This is a genomic window from Streptomyces sp. NPDC002144 (assembly GCF_053593695.1).
In genome coordinates this window covers 338077-362320 of record NZ_JBSFDB010000005.1, presented here as the reverse complement: position 1 = coordinate 362320, position 24244 = coordinate 338077, and the positions used below count along the sequence as shown (strand labels likewise).

Genomic DNA, 24244 nt, shown 5'->3' with positions numbered 1-24244 from the left:
GGGCCGGTCTTCGATCGAAGCACCCGGGGTTCACTTCCCGGGGGCCACTACCGAGGACCGGCGGCGGCTTGGGCGCGCTTCTCCTCGTTCTGTGGTCGTACGGCGTTACGTGTCGTGCGTATGGCGTTGTGCTACCACACTACAAAGCGTGAGGGACACTCCGCACGTTTCCGCACGCACGTCAGTACTTTCCGTACGTACGCAAAGGGAGCGGCCCCCGATGCTTCGGGAACCGCTCCCCTCACGGCGTCTTACTTGGCGCCCGCCGCACCACGGCGGATGCCGAGGCGGTCGACCAGCGCACGGAAGCGCTGGATGTCCTTCTTCGCCAGGTACTGCAGCAGGCGACGGCGCTGACCGACGAGGATCAGCAGGCCACGGCGAGAGTGGTGGTCGTGCTTGTGGGTCTTGAGGTGCTCGGTCAGGTCGGAGATCCGACGGGACAGCAGAGCGACCTGGACCTCGGGGGAGCCGGTGTCACCCTCCTGGGTACCGAACTCGGAGATGATCTGCTTCTTCGTGGCGGCGTCGAGCGACACGCGTACTCCTCAATGGTCTGAGAGTGCCTCCGAGTGCCCCCGGTCTTCGTCTCGGGGAAGCTTCTGTTACTCGCAAGGCGGAAGGCCGTACACACACGGCCATCAATCAGGGTACCAGCAGCTCGGGGGCGGCCTCGCCACCTGTGGAAGAGGCTGTGGAAACCCCGGAGGGCGGACCGACGCGGCCACTAGGGTGACCGTACAGATCGTTCTCGTACGTCGGGAAGGGACCCATGACGGAGACGGAAGAGCAGATCAAGGCGCGCAAGGAGCGGGAGCGCGACGAGCTGTACGCGCTCGACATCTCCGACGCGGAGTGGCACGGCGCGCCCGGCACCGAGGAGCACGAGGAGCGGGTCGAGATCGCCTACCTTCCCGGCGGTGCCGTGGCCATGCGCTCCTCACTCGACCCGGACACCGTGCTGCGTTACACGGAGGCGGAGTGGCGGGCCTTCGTGCTCGGTGCCCGGGACGGCGAGTTCGACCTGGAGCCGTCGCCGGAGGCGTAGGCATGGTCAGCGGACGGCCATGCTCTCGATGCCGAGGGCGAGGTAGACCCACTTCGGCTGTCCCTTGGCGGGGCCGTCGGCCTTCTTGACGCCGAAGAAGATGCGGCCGTCCTGGACGACGATGTCGTTGTACTCGGTCATCGTCATCAGGTCGGCCTCCTCCGGCAGGTCGAAGTAGAGGTACGGGGTCTCCCTGCCCGTCTCCGGATCCAGGCCGACCAGCCCCGAGGGCATGATGTGCTGGTCGCTCACACGGACGGCCAGCAGTTTGTCGCCGCTCATCCGCACCGGGTACAGCAGCGAGCCGGGGCCGGAGTCGAACTTCTCGGTGGTGTTCCCGGTCGCGAGGTCGAATCCGATGATCCAGTTGGAGTTGGTGAGCTCGCCCGACTCCTTGCTGCGCAGGAAGACCTGGCCGTCACCGACGGCGATGGTCGGGCAGTCCTCGGTGGAGAGGTAGTCGTCGTACGAGCACTCGCCGACGTACGTGCCGTTCTGCAGGCGGATGACCGCGCGGGTCCTGCCCTTCGCGTCGAGGGAGAGCATCTCGGAGATCCCGATCCCGCCCGCCTGTACGGCGATCACGGGCGGTTCGGCGGAGGGGATGTCGATGTCCCGGACGCCCTGCGCGGCGGAGTAGGTCCACAGCACCCTGCCCGTCCTCGGGTCGACCTTGCGCGCCTTGTAGGTGACGGCGTCCGTGGAGTCGAGCCGGGCGTCGTCGTTCCAGCACTCCTGGCGTACGAGCAGCGCGTCCCCGCCGGCGGCGCCCATGTCCTGACAGGCGCCGGTCGACGTCGTACGCCACAGACGCCGGCCGCCGTCCATGGCGTACGCGTCGGTGCCGCCGCCCCAGGTGACGACGACCGTGCCGTGGGTGAGGGTCACGCTCGGGGTGTCTTGGTCGTCGCCGCCGGTCGCGAGGCCCTTGGCGTCGCCGAGCTTGGAGTAGGGGAAGTCGGTCTCCCAAACCTCGCGTCCGGTGTCCAGGTCGAAGAAAGCGACGTGGTTGCAGTAGGCGCCGCCGCGGTCGTTGGCGCGGAAGAGGACGGCGGTGCGGTTGCCGCCGGTGACGCGGCGCGTGTAGCCGCAGATCGGTCCGTCCAGCGGCAGCTTCCACTGCTCGTCGCCGGGTGAGGCGTCGGTGCCCATGCGCAGGCCGATCACGGTCTTGTTGATGCCCTTGGCGAGGATCCGGTCCGTGGCCCACATGCCGGGCATCTCGTAGTGCTCGCCCGGGCCGAGGTCGTCGACGGAGAAGCGGACGGCCATCCTGCCGGTGGGATCGGCGGGCCGCTTCTCGACGGTCTCCCGTACGTCGAGCGGCCCTTGGGGACCGTGCGACCGGTTCGAGGCGTCAGCCCCCTTTCCGCCCCCGCCCCACACGAGCCACCCGCCCGTCCCCACCGCCGCCACGAGGACGAGCACGAACAGCCCCAACAGCCATGTCCGGCGGTGCTTCTTCTGTTGCGTCTCCGCGGTCAGGGCGGACTGGGTGTACATCGAAGGGGGTGGGCCGAAGCTCACGCGGGATCCTTTTCCTCTGGGGCGGGTACGGAAGTCCATGACATGGCCACGGAAACGTCCCCACTATGCCGGGTTGCTTGATCACGCACGCGAACGGGCGGCGCCGACAACGGTATCGCCCGATTTCTTCCTCAATGCGCAGGCTGTGTACGGCAATTCATGGCTGGTTGTGACGCAGTGGGCAGGTGCTCAGGGGTGGACGGCCCTGCCGGGGTGGGGCTACTGGTGATTAGGGTGGTACAGGGCGCGCCGCCAGAACCCGTGGACCAGGTGGCGGTGCCTCGGGGGGAGAGCCGGTGGATCGGTCTGCCTCACAACGCATTCAGGACGACAAGCACATGGTCGCCCCGGCACGGCTTTGAGGGTGCTCGACCACACCAGGAGGAACTGTGAGCAGCGATCGGGACGGGAACCGCGGGGGCTGGGCCACACCCGGCGACGACCAGCCCGACGCCGAGTCCGTCATCGAGACGACGGGCGAGTTCACCATCGACTACGCACCGCCGGCGTGGTACACGCAGAACGCGTCGGGGGGTTCCTCCGGCGGAGGCGGTGCGGGGGGTGGCGGCGCGGGGGGTTCTGATACGGCGGGCGCCGGTACGACGGGGTCCGGTGCGGGTGGTGCCGGGGGTGCGGAGCCTGGGAGCGGTGCGGGTGTGAGTGGGGCGCCCTCGGCTTCGGGGGCTCCGTCCGACTTCTCGCTCTCCTCTCTGCCGGGGCTGACTCCGCCGGCTCACTCGCGGCCTCAGTCGGGCACGGGTGCCGGTACGGCTCCGGGGGCGCCGTTCACTCCGCCGGCTCCGGCGCCCGGGGCGCCCTTCACGCCTCCCGCTGCGGCTCCAGGTGCGCCGTTCACGCCGCCGCCGGCTCCGGCACCGGGTGCGCCGTTCGCGCCGCCGGTCGGTGGGCCCGGGGCGGTGCCCAAGCTTCCGGTGGGGAGCGGGTTCGAGCCGCAGGGGCAAGGGCAGGGGCCGGCGGAGACGCCCGGAGCGGGTGCCGCGCCGCCTGTTCCGTCGGCTCCGGTGGCGCCCGAAACGTCCGGTCCCCCGGCTTCCGACGACGAGTCCGGGAACGGTGATCTGGACAGTGGCCGCACCATGCGGTTCTCTCCGGTGGCCCTGAAGCAGGAGATCTCCGAGCGTGCCGACTCGGCCGAGGTAGAGCCGGGCTCGGAGGACGACGCCGACGCGGTGAACGAGGAGCGCGCCGCGGACTCCGTGGACGGGGACGACGTCGAGGGCCCCGGCGAGGCCGACGGTTCCGCCGAGGCGGCGGCCGCGGAGACCGGCGCCGATGATGTGGCTGACGATGGCGAGGACTCCGGTTCGGCCGAGGTGATCGAGCCCGGGAGCCACTCCGACGACGACGCCTCCGAGGAGGCGGAAGCTTCGGCGGCCGCTGCGGAGGGGGCGGACGCGGAGGAGGGCCGCACCGACACCGACACCGAGGTTGCCGCCGATGTAGACGCTGCTGGAGAGACGGAAGGCTCGGCGCCTCAGGACTCGGAGCACGAGCAGGGCACTTCCGAGGAGGAGGTGCCTCCGGAGGCGGCGGCCGTTGACGCTGAGTCGGCGGACGCGGTGGACGAGGAAGCGGTACGAGGGGACGCCGAGCCCTCCGACACCGTATCCGCGGATGCCGAGCCGTCCGACGCCGAAGCCCAAGCCCAAGCAAGCGAGGCGCAGGGCAGCGAGCCGCAGGATGCCGTTCCGGGCGCGCCCGTGGCCCCGCAGGACGCCCCTCCCGCCTGGGCTCCGCCGCCGGCGCCGCAGGGCGAACTGCCGCCGTTGCCCCCGTCGTACCAGCCCGCGGCGCCCGCGGCGGCGGCCGAGTGGCCCGTGCAGCCGCAGCAGCAGGATCCAGCGATGCCCGCGCAGCCGCCGACCCCGCAGGGCCAGCCGCCGGTACCGCCGCAGCCCTTCCAGCCGCAGGCCCCTCAGTCGGCCCCGGCAGCCTGGAACGCCCCGGCAGCACCCCAGCACACTCCGGGCACCCAGCAGCCGAACGCCCCGATCCCCAACACCCCGGGCGCATACGGCTTCCCGCACCCCGGCGCTCCCGGCCAGCCCCCGGCCGCACACCAACCGCCCACCGCCGCCCCGACCCCCAACACCCCGGGCGCTTACGGCTTCCCGCACCCGGGCCAGCCTCCGGCGGCACCGCACCCAGCCGGCGCGCCTGACCCGAGCACGCAGGGCGCGTACGGCTTCCCTCACCCGGGTTCCCCGGCAGCACAGCCGCCGACCGGCGCACCCGCCCCTCACACCCCGGGCACCCCGGGCCAGCCCCCGGCGGCCGCCCCCGCGGCACCGCCGACCCCGGCTGACGCGCCCCCGCAGAGCGGCCACGGCTTCCCCCAGCCCCCTGCACCGCAGGACGGCTACGGCTACCCCAACCCCGCCGCACCCCAGGCGACCCCGCCTGCCCCACCCGCGGCCAACCCACCGGCCCAGCCCGGCGGTTACGGCTTCCCGCAGCCCCCCGCCCCGCAAGGCCAGCCTCAGCCCGGCCTGCCTCAGCCCGGCGTGCCTCAGCAGGGCCAAGCCGAACCCGGTGGACCCGCACCGACACAGGCTCAGGCACAGGCTCAGGCCGGTCCCAACCCCCTGGCCCAGCCCGACGGTTACGGCTTCCCACCGCCGCCCGCCCCTCACGCCCAGCCCCAGCCCGGCATCCCCCCGCAGTACCAGCCGCACCCCGGCGTTCCGCCGTACGGTCAAGCTCAGGCGGATGCGCAGGCGGGGCAGGGGTTCCCGCAGCAGGGGGGTGCCGATCAGGCGCCACCGGCAGCGCCGCAGCCCGTCGATCCGCGGGCCGGGACCGGGTGGCCGCAGCCTGTCCAGCATGACCAGCGGCAGCCCACCAACCCCGGCGCCGCGCCGCTCGGTTACACCGCCGCCGTGGAGCTGTCCTCCGACCGGCTGCTCAACAACAAGCGGCAGAAGGCGAAGAGCGGCCGGCCGGCCGCCGCGCCGAGCCGGTTCAAGATCGGCGGAAAGAAGGAAGAGGCCGAGCGGCAGCGGAAGTTGGAGCTGATCCGCACGCCCGTGCTGTCCTGCTACCGCATCGCCGTCATCAGCCTCAAGGGCGGCGTCGGCAAGACGACCACGACCACCGCTCTCGGCTCGACCCTGGCCACCGAACGGCAGGACAAGATCCTCGCCATCGACGCCAACCCGGACGCCGGCACCCTCGGCCGCCGCGTGCGCCGCGAGACCGGGGCCACCATCCGCGACCTCGTCCAGGCGATCCCGTACCTCAACTCGTACATGGACATCCGCCGGTTCACCTCACAGGCACCGTCCGGCCTCGAGATCATCGCCAACGACGTCGACCCGGCCGTCTCGACGACCTTCAACGACGAGGACTACCGCCGCGCCATCGACGTCCTCGGCAAGCAGTACCCGATCATCCTCACCGACTCCGGCACCGGTCTGCTGTACAGCGCGATGCGCGGTGTGCTCGACCTCGCCGACCAGCTGATCATCATCTCGACGCCGTCCGTCGACGGCGCGAGCAGCGCCAGTACCACGCTGGACTGGCTGTCGGCGCACGGATACGCGGACCTCGTGTCACGGTCCATCACCGTGATCTCCGGTGTCCGGGAGACCGGGAAGATGATCAAGGTCGATGACATCGTGGCGCACTTCGAGACGCGCTGCCGCGGAGTCGTGGTCGTGCCCTTCGACGAGCACCTCTCGGCCGGCGCCGAGGTCGACCTCGACATGATGCGGCCCAAGGTGCGCGAGGCGTACTTCAACCTCGCGGCGATGGTCGCCGAGGACTTCGTACGCCATCAGCAGTCGCACGGACTGTGGACCAACGACGGCAACCCGCCCCCGGTCGCGGCCCCGCCGATGCCGGGCCAGGCCATGCCGGGCCAGCCCTACGCCCAGCCCGGACAGCCGATGCCTGCTGCGCCGTACTACGGGCAGCCGGGACAGCCGGTTCGTGGACAGCCGGGGCCCTATCCCCAGGCGCCGCAGCCCCAGCCGCCCCAGCAGGCCCAGCAGCCTCCCGCGCCTCAGCCGGGTCAGCCGTACGCCCCGGGGCAGCCGTACCCCGGTCAGCCGTACGCGCCGCAGCCGTACCCGCCCGCCGGTCAGCCCGGCTACGGCTACCCGCAGCCGCCGCAGCAGCAGCCCGCGGACGAGCAGACTCCGCCTCCCCCGCCGCCGCAGCAGCAGCAGTAAGCAGTAAGCAGTAAGCAGTAAGCAGTAAGCAGTGCATGACGGAGGGGCCGGTGCCCGATGGCACCGGCCCCTCCGTCATGACGACACGTCGTGCCGCGCTCTACTCCGACGCCGCCGCCACCAGCTCACGGCACCGCTTCACGTCCTGGGCCATCTGCTCCAGCAGTGCCTCCAGCGACTCGAACTTCGCCTGCCCCCGGACGAAGGCCAGGAAGTCCACGGCCACGTGCAGGCCGTACAGGTCGAGGCCCACGCGGTCGATGGCGTACGCCTCCACCGTGCGCTCCGTGCCGTCGAACTGCGGGTTCGTGCCGACGGAGATCGCGGCCGGCATCGCCTCGCCGTTCACGTGCAGCCAGCCGGCGTAGACGCCGTCGGCGGGGATCGCGGTGTGGGGCAGCGTCTCGACGTTGGCGGTGGGGAAGCCGAGTTCGCGGCCGCGCTGGGCACCGCGGACGACCACGCCCTCCACCCGGTGCGGCCGGCCCAGGATCTCGGCGGCGCCCTCGAGGTCGCCCTCGGCGACCAGGCGGCGGGTGAGGGTGGAGGAGAACGGCTCTCCGCCGCCCGCCTCACCGGTGACGTACAGGTCGACGACCTCGACCTCGAAGTCGTACGTCTTGCCCTGTTCGGCGAGGAACTCCACGTTGCCCGCGGCCTTGTGGCCGAAGCGGAAGTTCGGGCCCTCGACGACCGCCTTGGCGTGCAGCTTGTCGACCAGGACCTTGACGACGAAGTCGGCCGGCGACAGCTTCGAGAACTCCGTGGTGAAGGGGAGGATCAGGACCGCGTCCACGCCCAGGTCCGCCATCAGCTCGGCGCGGCGGTGGTGCGGGGCGAGCAGCGGCGGGTGGCTGCCGGGGCGCACAACCTCGCTCGGGTGCGGGTCGAAGGTGACGACGACGGAGGGAACGCCCAGCTCACGGGCGCGGTCCACGGCGTGCCGGATGATCAGCTGGTGACCGCGGTGGACTCCGTCGTACGAGCCGATGGTGACGACGCTGCGCCCCCAGTCCTCGGGGATGTCCTCCAAGCCACGCCAGCGCTGCACTGTGACCGCTCCTCGAACCCGTGTCCGTGTCTACCGACCTCTTACGCAGGTCTAAGGGTGCCATGCCGGGCCCGTACCGCCCGCATCGGCATGGGGGCTGTGACTCGACGCACGTGACGGCGGCGGGCTCAGGCGGGCACTCGTACGCCTGACAGGTCCTCGATCATCCGGCGGGCGCTGGGGCCCACCACGGCCGCCCAGGCCTGCGGGGCGTCCGTCAGCCAGCCGGCCATCCGGGCCGCGAAGCCGGGCACGCGCCGGCCCAGGTCGACCAGGCCGCGGTCGAAGCGGGCCGCGCCGTCCGGGGTGCGGACCATGAGGAGGCCGGTGCGGTGCACGAGATCGCGGATCTCTTCGCCCGTGTGCGGCGCGACGGCGTGCAGCAGGGCGTCGAGGACGGCCGGGTCGTGCTCGTGGGAGAGGAGGAACTCGAGGAGTTCCTGGCGGAGGGGGTGGGAGACCGGGGTGCCGGGGACGGCCAGTACGGCGGCCAGCGCGGCCCGTACCTCCTCCGGGCCGCCGTCGAGGAGGCCGGTGACGAGCGGGAGCAGCACCGCTCGGGCCGCGGGCCCCTGGTCCAGACGGCGTTCGACATGTGCGGCGACGTCGGCGGCGGTCTCGGGGCGGTGCCGTACGGCGTCCCGCACCAGGGTGGCGACCCGGCGGGCCAGCGCGGGTGTGGTGACGTCGGCGAGGGTGCGCAGCGCCTGTCCCGGCTCCGGCCCGCGCAGCCGCTCCCGGAACGCCTCGAGGACCGGTTCCGGGTGGGTGGCCAGGGCGGGGACCAGGGCACTCGGCGGGACGTACGGGTCACCGGTCGCGAACCGGCGCAGGGCCTGCGGGAGATGGCGGGCACGGGTGCGTGGATCGCTGACCAGCAGGGCGAGCGCGCCGCCGTGCAGGGTGTCGTCGGCGGGCCGGGCGAGCAGGGCCCCGGCGGCGTAGCGCAGGAGGTCGCGGTCGGCCTCGGTGCGGACGTGGGGGGCGGTGCGCAGCCCGTGGACCACGGCTGCCGCTCGCCGGGAAGCGCGTTCGTCGTGCGCCCAGCGGTCCACGGCCCGGCACACCGCCGACGGCTCGTCCTCGGCCAGCGCCGCCAGCAACTCGTCCGCCCTGGGATGCGCGGACGCGGCCAGCACCTCGGTCAGTTCGTCCAGGGCGAGGTGCCGGTGGGTGTGGAGCAGGGCCTGGGCGGCTTCGGCCACGGTCGCGTGCGGAGTCGCGGGCAGGGGGCGGTCGTCGTCGAACCAGGTGGTGAGGAGGGGCTGTACGGCGGTCGGGGCGGCGGCGAGGAGGCGGGAGACGGCGTCGAGGTAGCGGGGAGTGGTGGGCGCGTCCTGGCGCGGGTGGTCGGCGAGGAGCAGGTGGCGGAGGAGGTCGAGGCGGTCGCTGTCCGGGAGGGGGAGGGCGGTCCAGAAGGCGGGCGTGAAGACGGATGCGGTGGTGGGGCGCTGAGCGGTGACGACGTGGTCGGCGAGGTGGCGGAGTACGTCGAGGTACGGGCCGGCGTCCGGGGCCCGGAGGAGGGTTTCGGAGAGGAGACGGGCGGGCCACCAGGAGTCCGGGTCCGTCTTCAGCGCCTGGACCAACTCGTGCAGACGGGTGGCGAGTTGGGTGGTGCCCTGTTCTCGGGCGAGGAACAGCAAGGCCTGTACGACCGGGCCGATGCGATGGTGCGGTACGGGGAGCGGCCGGGCGTGCGGGGAGGGGGGACGGCGGTGGACCAGGGCCTGCAGCGCCTCGTCGAGGTCGAGGTGGGTGCCCTGGATCCAGTCGGCGAACTCCTCGTTGGCGAAGCGGTAGCCGGTGCCGGCGGGGACGAGGAGCCCTTCGGCGAGGACGGCGGACGCCCAGCCGGTGCCGCCGAGGTGGGGCAGGGCCTGGCCCCAGGGGAACACCGCCTCGAAGGACGCACGGTCCAGTTCGCCCTGGCCCGGGCCGAGGCTGCGGCGGGCGGCCTCGTGGACCTGACCGGAGACCTTTGCCGCGAGGCGCCGTACGGCGGTGCCCCGGAGACCGTTCCCCTCGGCGAGGCGGACGGCGATGCGGAGGCACATCAGGTCCAGGTAGGCCGAGAAGACGGTGTCGCGGTCGAGGGGGGCGTGAGGAGTGCCGAGGGTGTCGGGCAGGGCCGCGCGGATCTCGGCGAGGAGGCGGAGGGTGAGGGGGTGACGGGCGTCGGCGGGAGTGAGGGCGCCTTCGGGGATGCCATAACGTTCGCGGGCCGTGCGGGCCTCGGGTTCCGTGAGGTCGGTGAGGTGCAGACAGGCGGGCGGCGCTGAAGGAGCCTCGTCCGCAGCGGCCGGAGGCGACGGGAAGTGCGTCGCCGCTGTCTCCCAGTACTCCTGCCTGCAGGCCACCACCAGGCGGGCGCCTGTTTCGGCCAGCCAGGTCGCCGTACCCTCGGTCCAGGCGGGGAGGCGGTGGGAGAGGAGCGGGGGCATCTCCTCGGGGCCGTCGAGGAGGAGCAGCAGGGGGCGTTGGGCGGTGCGGGCAATTGCGGCGAGGCGGGTCGGGCCGGTGTCGCCCAGGTCGTGCGCGCGGGTGGCTTCCGACGCGGCGACGATTCGGGCGGCGCGGGCCAGCGCGCGGCTCGCGGCGTCGGCGACGGACGTGTCGTCGTCGCACAGGTCGGCACCGCGCAGCCACAGCGTGGGGGCGGGTTCGGCGCGGTGGTGTCGGCGTGCGGCGAGGGCCGCGAGTTCCGTCGTACGGCCGCTGCCCGGGGAGCCGACGAGACCGAGGACCGGGGAGGACCCCTGTCCGTCCGCGAAGGCCGTCAACTGCCTTGCCGGCTCGGCCCGTTCCACCGGCTCCACCCGGGCGAGGCGGCCTGCCGGTGCCCCCGATGGGCCGTCCTGGTCCACCGACGTGGCCGTCAGTTCCAGTACGCCCGCCAGGTTGAGGTCGGCTCCGTAGGCGGGGACCGTGGCCGCGTTGCGGGCGAGGAGCTCGGCCAGGGCACCGTCGGTCCCGGGGCGCAGGGGGACGGCGTACCCGGTGTCGCGGTGGCCGGACCGCAGGGCCGTGCCGAGGACGGCGACGACGGCGCCCGTGTCGGCGTCCAGGACCGGGCCTCCGGCGGCGCCCCCGCCGAGTCGCAGCGCGTCCTGGCCGGCCGTGCCGATGGCCAGTTCCAGGGCGTCGTCGATGAGGCGGTAGCGGTCCGTCGCCGCGTAGGTGACGGAGGTCGCGGCGAGGACGCGGGCCTCGCGCCAGCGGCCGGCGGCGACACGGACGTAGGTACCGGTCTCGACCCGGTCCCGGACGGTGATGGGGAGCGGGTCGACGGCCAGGCCCTCGGTGCGGACGAGAGCGAGGTCCAGCTCGGGGAGGGCGGTCACCGCCTCCGCCGGCACCAGGCAGGTGCGGTCGCCGCCCGCGTGCACCACCAGTCTGGGCAGGCCGTCGACCGCTTCGTGGCTGGTGACGACGGTGCCCTGGTGGTCGGCGAGGAAGCCGGTGCCGCGGGGGCGCCCGGCGAGGTCGTGGATGCGGACGACGGCGGCCTCGAGGCTCTGCCGCTCCCCCGTGTCCCGTGACTGCGGCGCACCGTCGCCCCCCGTATGCCGGGACCGCTCTCGTCCCGTCATGGCCGTCCTCCCCGCCGTACACCCGTTCCCTGGGTTCGACGGTAGGCGCGGGATGATCAGCGGGACAGATCGCGTCGTGAACGCGCCCCCTTCCACTCCCTCGGTTCACTCCGAGCGCCTGCCCGGACGGGTGAACAGGCGGGGGTCGCTGGATACACCCTAGGGGTGGGGGAACCGAGGGGGGACCGTGGAGCGGCGTCGCAACCCCGTGAGCGCCGCTCCACGGGCGGGCAGCCTCGGTTCTGCCGGCGAAGTCGTCAGCCGAAGACGGCCAGGCTCTTCGCCTTGCCCTTCTGCGACTCGACGAGCGCGAGGAAGTGTCCCTCGGGGTCGAAGACGGCGACCGGGCCGGCGGTGGCGTACTCGTCGGGCATCTCCAGGCGGACGCCGTTCGTCAGCAGGCGGGCGCGTCCGGCGTCCACCTCCCAGCGGGGGAAGGCGGCGGTGGCGGCGTCCGCGATGGGCATGACCGTCAGCTGCTGCTGGAGTTCGTCGAGCGTCTTCGCGGAATCCAGCTTGTAGGGGCCCACCCGGGTCCTGCGCAGGGCCGTGAGGTGGCCGCCGACTCCGAGGCCGGCGCCGAGGTCGCGGGCCAGGGCCCGGATGTACGTGCCGGAGGAGCAGACCACCGAGACGACCAGGTCGAGGACGGGGGTGCCGTCCTCGGCGACCGCGTCCCGGATGTCGTACACCGAGAAGGACGAGACGGTGACCGGGCGGGCCGGGATCTCGAACTCCTCGCCCTCACGGGCCCGTTTGTAGGACCGCACGCCGTTGATCTTGATGGCGCTGACCTTGGACGGCACCTGCATGATGTCGCCGGTGAGCTCCGCGATCCCGGCGTCGACGGCCTCCCGGGTGACCTTCGAGGCGTCGGCCGACCCCGTGATCTCGCCCTCGGCGTCGTCGGTCAGGGTGGTCTGGCCCAGGCGGATCGTGCCCAGGTACTCCTTCTCGGTCAGCGCGAGGTGGCCGAGGAGCTTGGTCGCCTTCTCGACGCCGAGGACGAGCACGCCCGTCGCCATGGGGTCGAGGGTGCCGGCGTGTCCGACGCGGCGCGTCTTCGCGATGCCGCGCATCTTGGCGACCACGTCGTGCGAAGTGAAGCCCGACGGCTTGTCGACGATGACAAGGCCGTCGGGCGTCTGGTTCCTCTGGGTCATTCGGCGGCGTCGTCCTCGTCCTCGCCCGGCTTCTTGTACGGGTCAGCCTCGCCAGCGTAGGCGGCGCCGGCCGAGACCTCGCGCACCTTCGCGTCGGACAGCCGGGCCTTGTCGAGGAGGTCCTCGATGGTCCGGGCGGTGTCCGGCAGGGCGTCGGCCACGAAGGTCAGCGTCGGCGTGAACTTCACGCCGGCCGCGGCCCCGACCGCGGAGCGGAGCACGCCCTTGGCGCTCTCCAGCCCGGCCGCCGCTGCGGCTCGCTCCTCGTCGTCCCCGTACACGGTGTAGAAGACGGTCGCCTCCCTCAGGTCCCCGGTGACCCGGGTGTCCGTGATGGTGACGTGCGAGCCGAGCCGCGGGTCCTTGATCCCGCGCTGCAGCTTCTGGGCCACCACCTCTCGGATGAGGTCCGCCAGCCTCTTGGCACGCGCGTTGTCGGCCACTGGTCCGTCTCCTTAGTAACTTCTCTTGCCGCTTGCTTCAGTCTTCGTCGCTGTGGAGCCTGCGTCGAACCGAGAGCAGTTCCACCTCGGGCCGCGCGGCGACCAGTCGCTCACAGCGGTCCAGTACGTCGGCGAGGTGCCCTGTGTCCCCCGAGACCACCGCCAGCCCGATCTCGGCCCTGCGGTGGAGGTTCTGATTGCCCGTCTCCGCCGCGCTCACCGCGTACTTGCGCTGGAGCTCGGCCACGATCGGACGGACGAGAGAGCGTTTCTCCTTCAGCGAGTGGACGTCGCCGAGGAGCAGGTCGAAGGACAGAGTCCCCACATACATGTGTGTCCGGATGTCCCGCCGGTTCGGGGTACGGGCGCCACGCTTCGTCGCCGATACGGGAACCGTACACGCAACGGCCGGGGCCGATCGACGGAAATTCCGTGGAGGAACTTCCCCGCCGACCGGCCCCGATCGCGTGCTGGATCAGACGCGCGGCTTCTCGCGCATCTCGTACGTCGCGATGACGTCGTCCACCTTGATGTCGTTGAAGTTGCCGAGGTTGATACCGCCCTCGAACCCTTCGCGGATCTCGGTGACGTCGTCCTTGAAGCGACGCAGGCCCTCGATGTTGAGGTTCTCCGCGACCACCTTGCCGTCGCGGATGAGGCGGGCCTTGGTGTTGCGGCGCACCTCGCCGGAGCGGATGAGGACACCGGCGATGTTGCCCAGCTTGGACGACTTGAAGACCTCGCGGATCTCCGCCGTACCGAGCTCGACCTCCTCGAACTCCGGCTTCAGCATGCCCTTCAGGGCCGCCTCGATCTCCTCGATCGCCTGGTAGATGACCGAGTAGTACCGGACGTCCACGCCCTCGCGCTCGGCCATCTGCGCCGCGCGGCCTGCCGCACGGACGTTGAAGCCGATCACGATGGCGTCGGAGCCCATCGCCAGGTCGATGTCCGACTCCGTGACCGCACCGACGCCGCGGTGCAGGACGCGGATGTCGACCTCTTCGCCGACGTCCAGCTGGAGCAGGGAGGATTCCAGCGCCTCGACCGATCCGGACGCGTCGCCCTTGATGATCAGGTTCAGCTGCTGGACCTCGCCGGCCTTCAGCACCTTGTCCAGGTCCTCCAGCGACACGCGGCGCGTGCGCTTGGCGAACGCGGCGTTGCGCTCACGGGCGGCGCGCTTCTCCGCGATCTGACGGGCCGTACGGTCCTCGTCCACCACGATGAAGTTGTCGCCCGCACCCGGGACGTTGGTCAGGCCCAGGACCTGGACCGGCGTCGACGGGCCGGCCTCGGCGACGTTGTTGCCGTTGTCGTCGAGCATGGCGCGCACCCGGCCGTAGGCGTCGCCCACGACCATCGTGTCGCCGACCCGCAGCGTGCCTCGCTGGACGAGGACCGTCGCCACGGCACCGCGGCCGCGGTCGAGACGGGACTCGATCGAGATGCCCTGCGCGTCCTGGTTCGGGTTGGCCCGCAGGTCGAGCGAGGCGTCGGCCGTCAGGATCACGGCCTCCAGCAGGGAGTCGATGTGCAGACCCTGCTTGGCGGAGATGTCGACGAACATGGTGTCGCCGCCGTACTCCTCGGCCACCAGGCCGTACTCGGTCAGCTGACCGCGCACCTTGGTCGGGTCGGCGCCCTCGACGTCGATCTTGTTGACCGCGACGACGATCGGGACGTCGGCCGCCTTGGCGTGGTTGAGCGCCTCGACCGTCTGCGGCATGACGCCGTCGTTGGCCGCGACGACCAGGATCGCGATGTCGGTCGACTTCGCACCACGGGCACGCATGGCGGTGAACGCCTCGTGACCCGGGGTGTCGATGAAGGTGATCTTGCGCTCTTCGTCGTTGACCTCGGTCGCGACCTGGTAGGCACCGATGTGCTGGGTGATGCCGCCGGCCTCGCCCGCGATGACGTTCGTCTTGCGGATGGCGTCGAGCAGTCGGGTCTTACCGTGGTCGACGTGACCCATGACGGTCACGACCGGCGGACGGACGACCAGGTCCTCCTCGCCGCCCTCGTCCTCGCCGAACTCGATGTCGAAGGACTCGAGCAGCTCACGGTCCTCTTCCTCGGGGCTGACGATCTGAACCGTGTAGTTCATCTCGTCGGCGAGGAGCTGCAGCGTCTCGTCGGAGACGGACTGCGTGGCCGTGACCATCTCGCCGAGGTTCATCATGACCGCGACGAGCGATGCCGGGTTGGCGTTGATCTTCTCCGCGAAGTCGGTGAGCGACGCGCCACGGGAGAGACGGATGCTCTCGCCGTTGCCGCGCGGCAGCATCACGCCGCCGACGCTCGGCGCCTGCATGGCCTCGTACTCCTGGCGCCTCTGCCGCTTCGACTTGCGGCCACGGCGCGCGGGACCGCCGGGACGGCCGAAGGCGCCCTGCGTGCCACCACGACCGCCCGGACCACCGGGACGACCGCCGAAGCCGGGACGGCCACCGCCGCCGGCACCCGCACCGGGACCACCGGGACGGCCGGCGAAACCGCCGCCACCGCCACCGGGACCGCCGGGACGGCCGGCGAAGCCGCCACCGCCGCCGCCACCGGGACGACCGGCGAAGCCGCCGCCGCCCGGACGACCGCCGCCACCGCCACCGGGACGACCGCCGCCGCCGGGACCGCGACCGCCGGGACCGCCGCCACCGGGGCGGGGGCCGGCAGCCGGACGCTGCGGCATCATGCCGGGGTTCGGACGCGGGCCGCCGGGGCCGCCGCCGGGACGGGGACCGCCCTGCGGACGGGGCATGCCGCCCGGGGTCGGACGCGGGCCGCCCGGAGCCTGCGGACGGGGACCGCCCGAAGCGCCCTGGGGACGGGGACCGCCCTGGCCCTGCGGACGCGGGGCGCCGCCGGGACGCTCACCGGGGCCACCCGGGCCGCCGGGACGCGGGGCGCCGCCCGGACGGGGCGCCTGCGGGCGCGCCATGCCGGTGGAGCCGCCGGAGGTGAAGGGGTTGTTGCCCGGACGCGGACCGGCCGGACGGGCACCGGGACGCGGGGCCTGGCCACCCGGACGCTGGGCGCCGGGACGGTCACCGCGGTCGCCGCGACCCTGGCCGCCCTGGCCGGGGCCGCCGGGACGCGGGGCGCCCGGACGGGGAGTCTGGCCGCTGGGGCGCGGGGCGCCCGGACGCGGGCCGGAGCCCTGGGACGCGGGGGCCGCAGGGGCCGACGGGGGTGCCGTGAACTCGGGCGTCGTCGGAGCCGGGGACGCCGGGGCGGGCCGCGGCGCGGGCTTCGGGCCCGGGGTGGGACGGGGACCGGGAGAGACCGGTGCGGCGGGAGCCGCGGGCTTCTCGGCGGCGGCCGGCTTCGGGGCCGGCGGGCGCGGGGCAGCCGGACGGGCGGCCTGCGCGGGAGAGGGGGCCGCCGGACGTGCCGGGGCGGCCTTGCGTGCGGGGGCGGCCTTGCCGCCTCCGTTGCCCTGCTGGAGGGCGTCCGTCAGTTTGCGGACGACGGGCGCTTCGATGGTCGAAGACGCCGAACGGACGAATTCACCGAGTTCCTGGAGCTTGGCCATGACGACCTTGCTCTCAACCCCGAACTCCTTGGCGAGTTCGTATACCCGGACCTTAGCCACTTCGCTCCTTTTAGGTCCGGGTGCGTCCGGACCGTCGCTACTTCATGGGCGTACTCATCGCGTGCTCATCGAGTGCTCATCGCAATCTCGACCTACTTCCAACTCGCGGGGTACCTAGGGCCGCACGGGGTTCCGTACGGCACGTCTTACGGTGTTGCCTGCTCAGCAACTGTTGTCTGCTCGACGTACTGGCGCAACGCCTTAATGTCGAGCGCTCCCGGGGCGCGCAGCGCCCTCGTGAACGCCCGGCGGCGTACTGCCTGGTCGAGACAGACCGAGGCGGGGTGTACATAGGCACCCCGGCCGGGCAGCGTACCGCGAGGATCGGGGACGCAAGCGTCCTTGATCGCCACGATGCGCAGCAGATCCGTCTTGGCCGCTCGTTCCCGGCACCCCACACAGGTGCGTTCAGGGCAGGCGCGGGCGTGCGTCCGGCCAGACACTCCTCAGTCTACCTCCCCGTACCGACCTCACCCCTCTGGGTGAGGTTTCGAACAGCTGCCGGGCAAGATCCGTCTCGATCCAACCCACCCCGGGCCGAGATCTATTCCCCGGCCTGCTCGGTGTCGGGCCGGATGTCGATCCGCCAGCCGGTCAGGCGGGCCGCGAGGCGGGCGTTCTGGCCCTCCTTGCCGATCGCCAGCGACAGCTGGTAGTCCGGCACCGTCACGCGCGCGGAACGGGCGGCGAGGTCGACGACCTCCACCTTGGAGACCCGGGCCGGCGAGAGGGCGTTGGCGACCATCTCGGCCGGGTCGTCGGACCAGTCGACGATGTCGATCTTCTCACCGTTCAGCTCGCCCATCACGTTGCGCACCCGGCCGCCCATGGGGCCGATGCAGGCGCCCTTGGCGTTCAGGCCCGAACGGGTGGACCGTACGGCGATCTTGGTGCGGTGACCGGCCTCACGGGCGATCGCGGCGATCTCCACGGACCCGTCGGCGATCTCCGGCACCTCCAGGGCGAAGAGCTTCTTCACCAGGTTGGGGTGCGTACGGGAGAGGGTCACCGACGGGCCACGGACGCCCTTGGCCACGCGGACGACGTACGACCGCAGGCGCATGCCGTGCGGGTAGGTCTCGCCCGGCACCTGCTCCTGCACGGGCAGGATGGCCTCCAGCTTGCCGATGTCCACGAGCACGTTCTTCGGGTCGCGGCCCTGCTGGACCACTCCGGTGACGATGTCGCCCTCGCGGCCGGCGTACTCGCCGAGCGTCGCGTCGTCCTCGGCGTCGCGCAGCCGCTGCAGGATGACCTGCTTGGCGGTGGTGGCGGCGATACGGCCGAAGCCGGACGGGGTGTCGTCGAACTCGCGGGGCTCCTGGCCCTCCTCGAGGTCCTCGGGGTCCTCCTTCGCCCACACGGTCACATGTCCGGTCTCCCGGTTGAGCTCCACGCGCGCGTGCCGACGGCTTCCCTCGGTGCGGTGGTAGGCGATGAGGAGGGCCGACTCGATCGCCTCGACCAGCAGGTCGAAGGAGATCTCCTTCTCCCGTACCAAGCCCCGCAGGGCACTCATGTCGATGTCCACGGCTACGCCTCCTCTTCCTTCTTGTCGTCCTTGTCGTCCTTGCGGCTGAACTCGACCTGCACGCGCGCCTTCTCGACGTCGCCGAAGGCGACTCTGCGCGCGGTGGCCTTGCGCCCCTTGACCCCGGGCACTTCGAGGTCGACACCGTCGTCGTCGACGTCGAGGATCCTGGCGACCAGTTCGCCGCCCTCGGCCAGCTGGAACCTCACCAGCCGGCCCTTGGCGCGCACATAGTGCCGGTGCTCCTTGAGGAGGCGTTCCGCGCCCGGGGTGCCGACCTCGAGGGTGTACTCGCCCTCGCCCATCGCGTCCGTCTCGTCGAGCTTCGCCGAGAGCGCGCGGCTCACATCGGCGATCTGGTCCAGATCCGCACCGGTGTCGGAGTCGACGACGACGCGCAGCACCCGCTTGCGTCCGACGGAGTCCACTGCGATCTCTTCGAGATCCAGGCCCTGGGAGCTGACGAGCGGTTCCAGGAGCTCTCGCAGCCTCTCGCTCTGGGTGGTGCTCATCCGGGTGACTCCTCGGCCGCGTGTGCTGTTGTGGGATGGTCGCGTGTCTGGTCAAAGGGTATCCGGTCGCAGGGAGTGTTGCCGTCCACCTGTGCACGGCCGGTGGCGGTGAGCGGCACCGAACGTGAGCGCGGGTACCGTGATCACGGCGGAACACTCCCGCCCGTGTGTTCGCCCGATGTTCGTACGAGCCCCCGAGGACGTCACCCGTGCAGTACCCCCCACACTCGCGCACCCTCTCGGGGCCGCGCAGAAGATCCCTGCTCGCCTCCGCCGCCGGGACCGCCCTGCTGGCGGGCTGTTCGCACGGCTCCGGGGAGTCCGAGGAGAGCACCGGCGGCAGTCCGTCGCTCACCGCGAGGGCACGCGCGCGTGCGGCCCGGGAGAGCGAGGGGCTGCTGCAGCGGTACGACGCCGTGCTCGCCGCGCATCCGGCGGCGGCGGAGCGGCTGCGGCCCCTGCGGGCGGAGGTCCTGCGGCACACGGAGGCGTTCGGAGGGACGGCCGCGAAGGGAAGCCCGGCGTCCGCATCGCCGTCCTCGGCGTCCGTGTCGGCGTCGGCGTCGGCGTCCGCCGCCGTACCGGTCGACGAGAAGGAGGCCGTCGCGCAGCTCGCCGCCGCCGAGCGGGCGCTGGCCGAGCGGCGTACGGCGGCGCTCCTGGACGTGCCGGGAGAGCTGGCGCGACTGCTGGCGTCGGTCGCGGCGGCCGGGGCGGCGCACGCGTATCTGCTGACGGAAGGTGCCAGGTGAGCGACGAGAGCAGGCAGAAAGCGCTGAAGGCCCTGCAGGCGGCGCTGGCCGCCGAGCACGCGGCGGTCTACGGCTACGGAGTGGTCGGCGGCCGGATCGGCGAGGCCCGGCGCGCCGAGGCCCGTTCCGCGTACGACGCCCACCGCTCCCGCCGTGACGCCCTCACCCGCGACATCCGGGGCCTCGGGGGCATGCCGGTCGCCGCGGCGGCCGCGTACGCGCTGCCGTTCCCGGTGCCGGACCCGGCGGCGGCGGTGAAGCTGGCCGCGGTGCTGGAGGACCGGGTGGCCGGGGTGTACTCCGACGTGGTGCGGGCCACCGAGGGCGAGCGGCGGCGCTCGGGTGCCGAGGCGCTGCGGGAGGCGGCGGTGCGGGCGGTGCGCTGGAGCGGGGAGAGCGTAGCCTTCCCTGGGCTCGCCGAGCGGGCGGGCACGACCGGCACGACCTCCGCCTCGCCGACGCCCTCGGCGTGACCGGCACGGGAAGGGAACGACTCGGGTATGGCTTTCGAACCCCCGCAGCGTCTGGTGCGGGCGCTCGGCGAGACGGCACCGGACGGTGACGGCTGGCTGGAGAAGCTGCCCGAGGCGGCGGAACGGGCCGTCGCGCTACGCGAGTTGACCGTGGAGCGGGTGCAGGTGCCCGGGGGCCGCAGCAGCCTGGTCGTACTGGTCCGGCGCCCCGACGGCAGCCCGGCCGTGCTCAAACTGGCGCCGCCGCGGTCGCGGCCGGGGGCCGAACGGGCGGCGCTGTCCCACTGGGGCGGCCTCGGGGCCGTACAGCTCGTCGAAAACGTGACCCAGGACGATGCGCAGGACCGTGCGCAGGACACCGCGCAGGACGGTGTGCTGCTGCTGGAGCGGCTGCATCCTGACGTCTCCGTGCGGTCGCTGCCGGAGGCGAAGGCGCTGCTGGAGGCGGCGGGGACCTTGCGGCGGCTGTGGGTGGAGCCGCCCGCCGGTCATGTCTTCGAGACGGTCGCCGAGCGGACGGGGCGGCAGGCGGAGGCGATGCGGGCCGGCGCGGGTGCCTTCGGCGAGGTGGCCTCGCTGGTCGACGCGGCGCTGGGTGCGCGGGCCGAGCTGTTGGGGTCGCCGCCCGAGGGGCGGCTGCTGCACGGGACGTTCCGGCAGAGCAAGGTGCTGGCCGGGGAGCGGATGCCGTGGTTGGCCGTGGGGCCGGATCCGGTGGTCGGGGAGAGCGCGTTCGATCTGGCGCGGTTGGTGCGGGATCGGGTGGAGGACTTGATCGCCTCGCCGTCGGGGGCGGCGACCACACGGCGGCGGGTCAAGCGGTTGGCCGAGTCGTTGGATGTGGATCAGGAGCGGTTGCGGGGGTGGACGTTGTTCCGGGCCGTGGAGTCGGGAGTGCGGGCCCTTCGGGTGGGGCGGGCGAAGGATGCGGAGCTGTTGCTCGAGTTTGCCGGGTGGCTTTGAGGTCGTGCCTGGAGGGGCGCTCACCTCGCCGTCAGTTTCAAGGCGAGGACCGGACAGTCCGCCGCCGCTCTGCGTGCCCGTTTCAGAGTGCGGGCCGGGACCTGAGCCCCGTCGGTCAGCGGGTAGCCCCACTCGTCCGGGGTGATGTGCTCCGGGAGGAGTTCCGCGCACAGGCCGTGACCCTGGCAGGACGTCCAGTCGATGTCGATGCGCTGGTCCATGTCAGAACTCCTGGGGTACGGGGAGCAGGGGTGTGCGGTCGGTTGCGGTGCACAAGCCCCTTGCGTGGGCGTCCAGTTCGGATGTGAAGGTCGTGAGCGCGCTGCGGACCAGGCGGGCCGTGCCGTCGGGGTGGTGGCAGGCGCCGCGGCCCTCGACCAGGCCGGACCAGCGGGACACATCGGTGCGGGTGGTGCCCTGGGGGCCCGGGGTCGCCAGGGTCTGGAATCCGGCCGCGATGCGGGGCAGGCCGTTGAGGCAGGGGCCGCACTGGCCGGCCGACTGGAGGGCCAGGTAGCGCAGGACCCGGGCGGTCTCCGCGAGGCCGCAGCGGTCGGCGGGGAGGGCGGCCAGGACTCCGGCGCCCATCGTCGTCGCGTCCAGGGAGAGTTGGGCCGCCTCCGCTGCCGGGATCCAGCCGCCGTGGTAGCCGCCCAGGAGGACGGCGGACATGCCGTGCAGAGGAACGACGCGGTGCAGCGGTGTGCCGAACGGGGCCTCGGTCACGCGGGGTTGGCGGCCCGGTACGTGAACCGTGCAGAGGGCGCTGCCGGGTTGGCCGGGCGTGCCCGCCGAGCGGAACCACTCCAGGCCGTAGCGGGCGATCAGGGCCAGGTGGGCGAGGGTCTCGACGTTCTGGACCAGGGTCGGCGCCCGGCGCACACCGCGTTCGCGGACCGGCGGGTCCTGGTACGACGGCAGCGCGGCGGCTCCGCCGACGAACTGGGCGAGCGCCGAGGCCTGGCCGGACAGGAACCGCTTGGGGAGCCGTACGACCCGGACGGGGACCGGGTCCCCGCGGTGGGCGACGGCCGATTCGAGGGAGGAGACACCTTCCTCGACCGCCAGGTGGGCCTCCCCCGCGCCGACCGCCCGGGCCGCCACCTGCAGGCCGTCGAGGACCAGGTGCGGTGACAGCGCGAGCAGCGTCTTGTCCTTGCGGCTCGCGGGCTCGCCCTCCGCGCCGTTGGCGACGACGACCGGAGTACGGCCCGTGCGGCGGGCGGCCTCGACGACCGCGGTCAGCTTGCGGTGCACCGGGAACGCCGCTCCCCCGCGGCCGGTGAGCCCGGACGCGGCGATGGTGGTGAGGAGCGCGGCCTGGTCGCCGTAGGAGAGTGGGCCGTAGCGCTGTTCGTGCGTGGCGAGGTCGGCCGGGGTGCCTGTGGGCGCGAGCAGGCGCGGGGGCATGTGGAGGTCGGGGTGGCTCGCGGTCATGAGCGGGCTCCTTCGGCCGTGCGGAGAAGGGCTTCGGGGGTACGGCGGGCCGCGCGGGCGGACTGCGCCAGGCGGATGCCGCCGGCGGCCACGACCGCGGCCACGCAGGAGATCGTCAGCCAGGTCATCCAGCCGGTGCCGGTGTCCGTGCCGATGCCGATGCCGTGGAACAGGGCGACCGGCCAGGAGGCGTAGGCCAGCCAGTGGAGGGCGCGCCAGGTGCGGTGGCCGAGGCGTTCGCGCAGGAGGCTGGTGATCAGGACGGTGAGCATCAGGTCGAGGGCGACCGTGCCGAGTCCCAGCCAGAGGGGTTGGTAGTCGGAGACGAAGGGGACGACGACGTCGGTGAGGGTGATGTTGACGTAGCTGTCGAGTACCGCGAGGGCGATGTGGAGGGTGAGGAAGGCCGTCGCGGAGAGGGAGAGGGTGCGGTGGAGGGAGACCGTGCCGAAGTGGGGGAGGCCGGGGAGTCTGCCGCGGAGCTTCACTGCGATGCCGAGGAGTACGACGACCGTGACGAGGATGAGGCTGATGGCACCTGTGGCTCGGTTGGCGTACCAGAGGGTTTCGGTTGTCATGCGGCCGACCGCCGGTGGGGGCTGGTCGCGCTCCGCGGCGAAGCCGCTGATTGACACAGTCCCGCGCCCCTGAGGGCGTCTGGCCAGCCCGGAGTCGTTATGACCTGCCCCTCCTGGCTCACCAAACGCGCCGGCAGGGCCATCCTCGTCAGCCAACCCTCCGCCCCCGCCCCTTTCACCAGGGCCGCTGTCGTCGCCGCGTTGGCCTCGGCGCACGTCGCGGCCGCTACCGTGACCGTGCGCCATGGGGTGTGGGCCGGGAGGCCCGTGTGCGGGTCGATGATGTGGTGGAGGGTGTGGTCGCCGCGGCGCCAGTTGCGGGCAGCCGTGCCCGAGGTGGCGAGGCCTCCGCTGTGCAGGCCGACCAGGGCGTACGGGCCCTGGGGCGGTGTCTTTCCGACCGGGCCGGTGATGTCCTGGACGCGGATCTGCCAGCCGTCGGCCGGGGGCTCGCCCGCGACGGCGGTGTCGCCGCCGAGGCTCACCAGGACTCCGCAGCCGGCCGTCCGCGCGAGCAGCGCGGCGGCCTTGTCGGCGGCCCAGGCCTTCGCCGTGGCACCGAGGTCGAGGCGGACGCCGGCCGGGACGGTGACCGTACCGGTCGCGCGGTCGAGGTGGACGGTGCGCCAGCCGGGGGCGCGCCTCACGGTGAGCCGGATCGGGCGGTCGTCCTCCTGGACCAGCGTGAAGTCGCGGTCGTAGCCGATCGCGTCCATCGCCGAGCCGACCGTGGGGTCGACGGCGCCGTCGGTCGTCTCCGCCGCGTCCAGGGCGACCGCGAGGGTCTCGGCGAGCAGCGGGCTGACCCGGACCGGGCGGCCCACGCTGTCGTCGAGGGCGGCCAGTTCGGAGTCGCTGCGGAAGCGGCTGCAGGCCGCGTCGACCTCGGCGAGGTGCCGGGCCAGCAGCAGGTTGCAGGAGTCCAGCAGGGCCGGGTCGGTGACGACCAGGCGGACCGTGGTGCCCAGGGCACGCCACTCGACGGCGGCCGTGGTGCGGGGCTCGGCCGGCGCGCTCATCACGACGCCCCCGAGGTGGAGTCGGTGGAGCCGCTGCCATTGGAGGAGGTCAGGCCCCCCGTGGACGAGGCGGAGGAAGAGGTGTCGCCGGACGACGAGGACGAGCTCGTACCGCTGGTGTCGCTGCTGCCCGTGCCTGTGCTTCCGCTCGACCCGGTGCTGCTGTTCGTCGTCGAGGACACCGCGCCGGTGTCCGTGTGCATCGTGCCGATCAGCGCGAACATTCCGGCGGCGGCCGCCAGTGTGACGGCCGCCGCTGTCGCCGCGGTGCGCCGGGTCCCTCTGCGGACCGCGGCGAGAGCACCTCGTTCCCTGCTGGTCATGTCGTTCCCTCCCTGGTGACGTTCTGTCACGCACTACGGTCGG

General features: G+C 72.7%; 21 protein-coding genes and 1 pseudogene. 7 read left to right on the top strand and 15 right to left on the bottom strand.

What is annotated here, in order from left to right:
* Window positions 1-251: 251 nt before the first annotated feature.
* On the bottom strand, window positions 252-539 hold the full coding sequence (rpsO, locus tag ACWCQ1_RS10635; protein WP_133047446.1) for a 30S ribosomal protein S15: 288 nt from the start codon (window positions 537-539) through the stop codon (window positions 252-254).
* A 233-nt stretch (window positions 540-772) separates the two neighbouring features.
* Between rpsO and ACWCQ1_RS10630 the strand changes: the two genes are divergently transcribed.
* Window positions 773-1048, top strand: coding sequence for a DUF397 domain-containing protein (locus ACWCQ1_RS10630; protein WP_133047445.1), 276 nt, complete (start codon window positions 773-775; stop codon window positions 1046-1048).
* A gap of 6 nt (window positions 1049-1054) precedes the next feature.
* Here the strand turns inward: ACWCQ1_RS10630 and ACWCQ1_RS10625 are convergent, their stop codons facing one another.
* Window positions 1055-2575 carry an outer membrane protein assembly factor BamB family protein gene (locus ACWCQ1_RS10625; protein ID WP_451026271.1) on the bottom strand — a complete coding sequence of 507 codons (1521 nt, stop codon included), beginning with the start codon at window positions 2573-2575 and terminating at the stop codon, window positions 1055-1057.
* Between the two features lie 389 nt (window positions 2576-2964).
* Between ACWCQ1_RS10625 and ACWCQ1_RS10620 the strand changes: the two are divergent.
* Both ACWCQ1_RS10620 and ACWCQ1_RS10615 read left to right on the top strand, forming a co-directional pair.
* Window positions 2965-3093: pseudogene (locus ACWCQ1_RS10620) on the top strand (SCO5717 family growth-regulating ATPase); the annotation flags it as partial.
* Window positions 3094-3672: 579 nt separating this feature from the next.
* Window positions 3673-6768 carry an AAA family ATPase gene (locus tag ACWCQ1_RS10615; RefSeq protein ID WP_451026277.1) on the top strand — a complete coding sequence of 1032 codons (3096 nt, stop codon included), beginning with the start codon at window positions 3673-3675 and terminating at the stop codon, window positions 6766-6768.
* A gap of 100 nt (window positions 6769-6868) precedes the next feature.
* Here the strand turns inward: ACWCQ1_RS10615 and ACWCQ1_RS10610 are convergent, their stop codons facing one another.
* From ACWCQ1_RS10610 to rimP, 9 genes are all read right to left on the bottom strand, one after another.
* Window positions 6869-7819 (bottom strand): bifunctional riboflavin kinase/FAD synthetase, encoded by a 951-nt coding sequence (locus tag ACWCQ1_RS10610; RefSeq protein WP_133047443.1) that lies wholly within the window; start codon window positions 7817-7819, stop codon window positions 6869-6871.
* A gap of 128 nt (window positions 7820-7947) precedes the next feature.
* Window positions 7948-11412 carry a trypsin-like peptidase domain-containing protein gene (locus ACWCQ1_RS10605; protein ID WP_451026270.1) on the bottom strand — a complete coding sequence of 1155 codons (3465 nt, stop codon included), beginning with the start codon at window positions 11410-11412 and terminating at the stop codon, window positions 7948-7950.
* Window positions 11413-11669: 257 nt separating this feature from the next.
* Window positions 11670-12575 (bottom strand): tRNA pseudouridine(55) synthase TruB, encoded by a 906-nt coding sequence (truB, locus tag ACWCQ1_RS10600; protein ID WP_133047441.1) that lies wholly within the window; start codon window positions 12573-12575, stop codon window positions 11670-11672.
* The gene (gene rbfA, locus ACWCQ1_RS10595; protein ID WP_358595954.1) at window positions 12572-13018 is read right to left on the bottom strand and encodes a 30S ribosome-binding factor RbfA; all 447 of its coding nucleotides are present in this window, start codon (window positions 13016-13018) and stop codon (window positions 12572-12574) included. Before rbfA ends, truB begins: the two co-directional genes overlap by 4 nt.
* A gap of 37 nt (window positions 13019-13055) precedes the next feature.
* Entirely contained in the window at window positions 13056-13349 is a 294-nt protein-coding gene (locus ACWCQ1_RS10590; protein ID WP_358595952.1) for a DUF503 domain-containing protein, read from the bottom strand.
* Between the two features lie 144 nt (window positions 13350-13493).
* Complete coding sequence (gene infB / locus ACWCQ1_RS10585) at window positions 13494-16613, bottom strand: translation initiation factor IF-2 (RefSeq protein WP_358595949.1); 3120 nt, start codon at window positions 16611-16613, stop codon at window positions 13494-13496.
* A gap of 146 nt (window positions 16614-16759) precedes the next feature.
* Window positions 16760-17056, bottom strand: coding sequence for a YlxR family protein (locus ACWCQ1_RS10580; RefSeq protein WP_133047438.1), 297 nt, complete (start codon window positions 17054-17056; stop codon window positions 16760-16762).
* A 101-nt stretch (window positions 17057-17157) separates the two neighbouring features.
* Entirely contained in the window at window positions 17158-18144 is a 987-nt protein-coding gene (gene nusA / locus ACWCQ1_RS10575; protein WP_133047437.1) for a transcription termination factor NusA, read from the bottom strand.
* 2 nt (window positions 18145-18146) lie between these two features.
* The gene (rimP, locus tag ACWCQ1_RS10570) at window positions 18147-18656 is read right to left on the bottom strand and encodes a ribosome maturation factor RimP (protein WP_358595945.1); all 510 of its coding nucleotides are present in this window, start codon (window positions 18654-18656) and stop codon (window positions 18147-18149) included.
* 209 nt (window positions 18657-18865) lie between these two features.
* Between rimP and ACWCQ1_RS10565 the strand changes: the two genes are divergently transcribed.
* From ACWCQ1_RS10565 to ACWCQ1_RS10555, 3 genes are read left to right on the top strand one after another with little or no spacing between them, the layout of a single operon-like run.
* Window positions 18866-19408, top strand: a complete 543-nt coding sequence (locus ACWCQ1_RS10565; RefSeq protein ID WP_451026269.1) for a hypothetical protein — start codon at window positions 18866-18868, stop codon at window positions 19406-19408.
* Entirely contained in the window at window positions 19405-19881 is a 477-nt protein-coding gene (locus ACWCQ1_RS10560) for a ferritin-like domain-containing protein (RefSeq protein WP_451026268.1), read from the top strand. The genes ACWCQ1_RS10565 and ACWCQ1_RS10560 overlap by 4 nt, the downstream gene beginning before the upstream one ends.
* Before the next feature lie 27 nt (window positions 19882-19908).
* Window positions 19909-20844, top strand: a complete 936-nt coding sequence (locus ACWCQ1_RS10555; RefSeq protein ID WP_451026267.1) for an aminoglycoside phosphotransferase family protein — start codon at window positions 19909-19911, stop codon at window positions 20842-20844.
* Window positions 20845-20864: 20 nt separating this feature from the next.
* On the opposite strand, the gene ACWCQ1_RS10550 is transcribed toward ACWCQ1_RS10555, so the two are convergent.
* From ACWCQ1_RS10550 to ACWCQ1_RS10535, 4 genes are read right to left on the bottom strand one after another with little or no spacing between them, the layout of a single operon-like run.
* Window positions 20865-21065 carry a ferredoxin gene (locus ACWCQ1_RS10550; RefSeq protein ID WP_133047432.1) on the bottom strand — a complete coding sequence of 67 codons (201 nt, stop codon included), beginning with the start codon at window positions 21063-21065 and terminating at the stop codon, window positions 20865-20867.
* A gap of 1 nt (window position 21066) precedes the next feature.
* Window positions 21067-22281: an NADH-ubiquinone oxidoreductase-F iron-sulfur binding region domain-containing protein gene (locus ACWCQ1_RS10545; protein ID WP_451026266.1), complete on the bottom strand. Its 1215-nt coding sequence runs from the start codon at window positions 22279-22281 to the stop codon at window positions 21067-21069.
* A complete protein-coding gene (locus tag ACWCQ1_RS10540; RefSeq protein WP_451026265.1) occupies window positions 22278-22859 on the bottom strand; it encodes a ferric reductase-like transmembrane domain-containing protein in 582 nt (193 codons plus the stop codon). The genes ACWCQ1_RS10545 and ACWCQ1_RS10540 overlap by 4 nt, the downstream gene beginning before the upstream one ends.
* Window positions 22856-23878, bottom strand: a complete 1023-nt coding sequence (locus ACWCQ1_RS10535; protein WP_358595930.1) for an FAD:protein FMN transferase — start codon at window positions 23876-23878, stop codon at window positions 22856-22858. Before ACWCQ1_RS10535 ends, ACWCQ1_RS10540 begins: the two co-directional genes overlap by 4 nt.
* Window positions 23879-23902: 24 nt before the next feature.
* Between ACWCQ1_RS10535 and ACWCQ1_RS10530 the strand changes: the two genes are divergently transcribed.
* Entirely contained in the window at window positions 23903-24220 is a 318-nt protein-coding gene (locus tag ACWCQ1_RS10530) for a hypothetical protein (protein ID WP_451026264.1), read from the top strand.
* The last annotated feature ends 24 nt before the right edge of the window (window positions 24221-24244 follow it).

Coding starts and splice junctions, on each gene's coding strand:
- ACWCQ1_RS10630 (WP_133047445.1), top strand. CDS start 773: ATGACGGAGACGGAAGAGCAGATCAAGGCGCGCAAGGAGCGGGAGCGC.
- ACWCQ1_RS10615 (WP_451026277.1), top strand. CDS start 3,673: ATGCGGTTCTCTCCGGTGGCCCTGAAGCAGGAGATCTCCGAGCGTGCC.
- ACWCQ1_RS10605 (WP_451026270.1), bottom strand. CDS start 11,412: ATGACGGGACGAGAGCGGTCCCGGCATACGGGGGGCGACGGTGCGCCG.
- truB (WP_133047441.1), bottom strand. CDS start 12,575: ATGACCCAGAGGAACCAGACGCCCGACGGCCTTGTCATCGTCGACAAG.
- ACWCQ1_RS10590 (WP_358595952.1), bottom strand. CDS start 13,349: ATGTATGTGGGGACTCTGTCCTTCGACCTGCTCCTCGGCGACGTCCAC.
- rimP (WP_358595945.1), bottom strand. CDS start 18,656: ATGAGCACCACCCAGAGCGAGAGGCTGCGAGAGCTCCTGGAACCGCTC.
- ACWCQ1_RS10555 (WP_451026267.1), top strand. CDS start 19,909: ATGGCTTTCGAACCCCCGCAGCGTCTGGTGCGGGCGCTCGGCGAGACG.
- ACWCQ1_RS10550 (WP_133047432.1), bottom strand. CDS start 21,065: ATGGACCAGCGCATCGACATCGACTGGACGTCCTGCCAGGGTCACGGC.
- ACWCQ1_RS10545 (WP_451026266.1), bottom strand. CDS start 22,281: ATGACCGCGAGCCACCCCGACCTCCACATGCCCCCGCGCCTGCTCGCG.
- ACWCQ1_RS10540 (WP_451026265.1), bottom strand. CDS start 22,859: ATGACAACCGAAACCCTCTGGTACGCCAACCGAGCCACAGGTGCCATC.
- ACWCQ1_RS10535 (WP_358595930.1), bottom strand. CDS start 23,878: ATGAGCGCGCCGGCCGAGCCCCGCACCACGGCCGCCGTCGAGTGGCGT.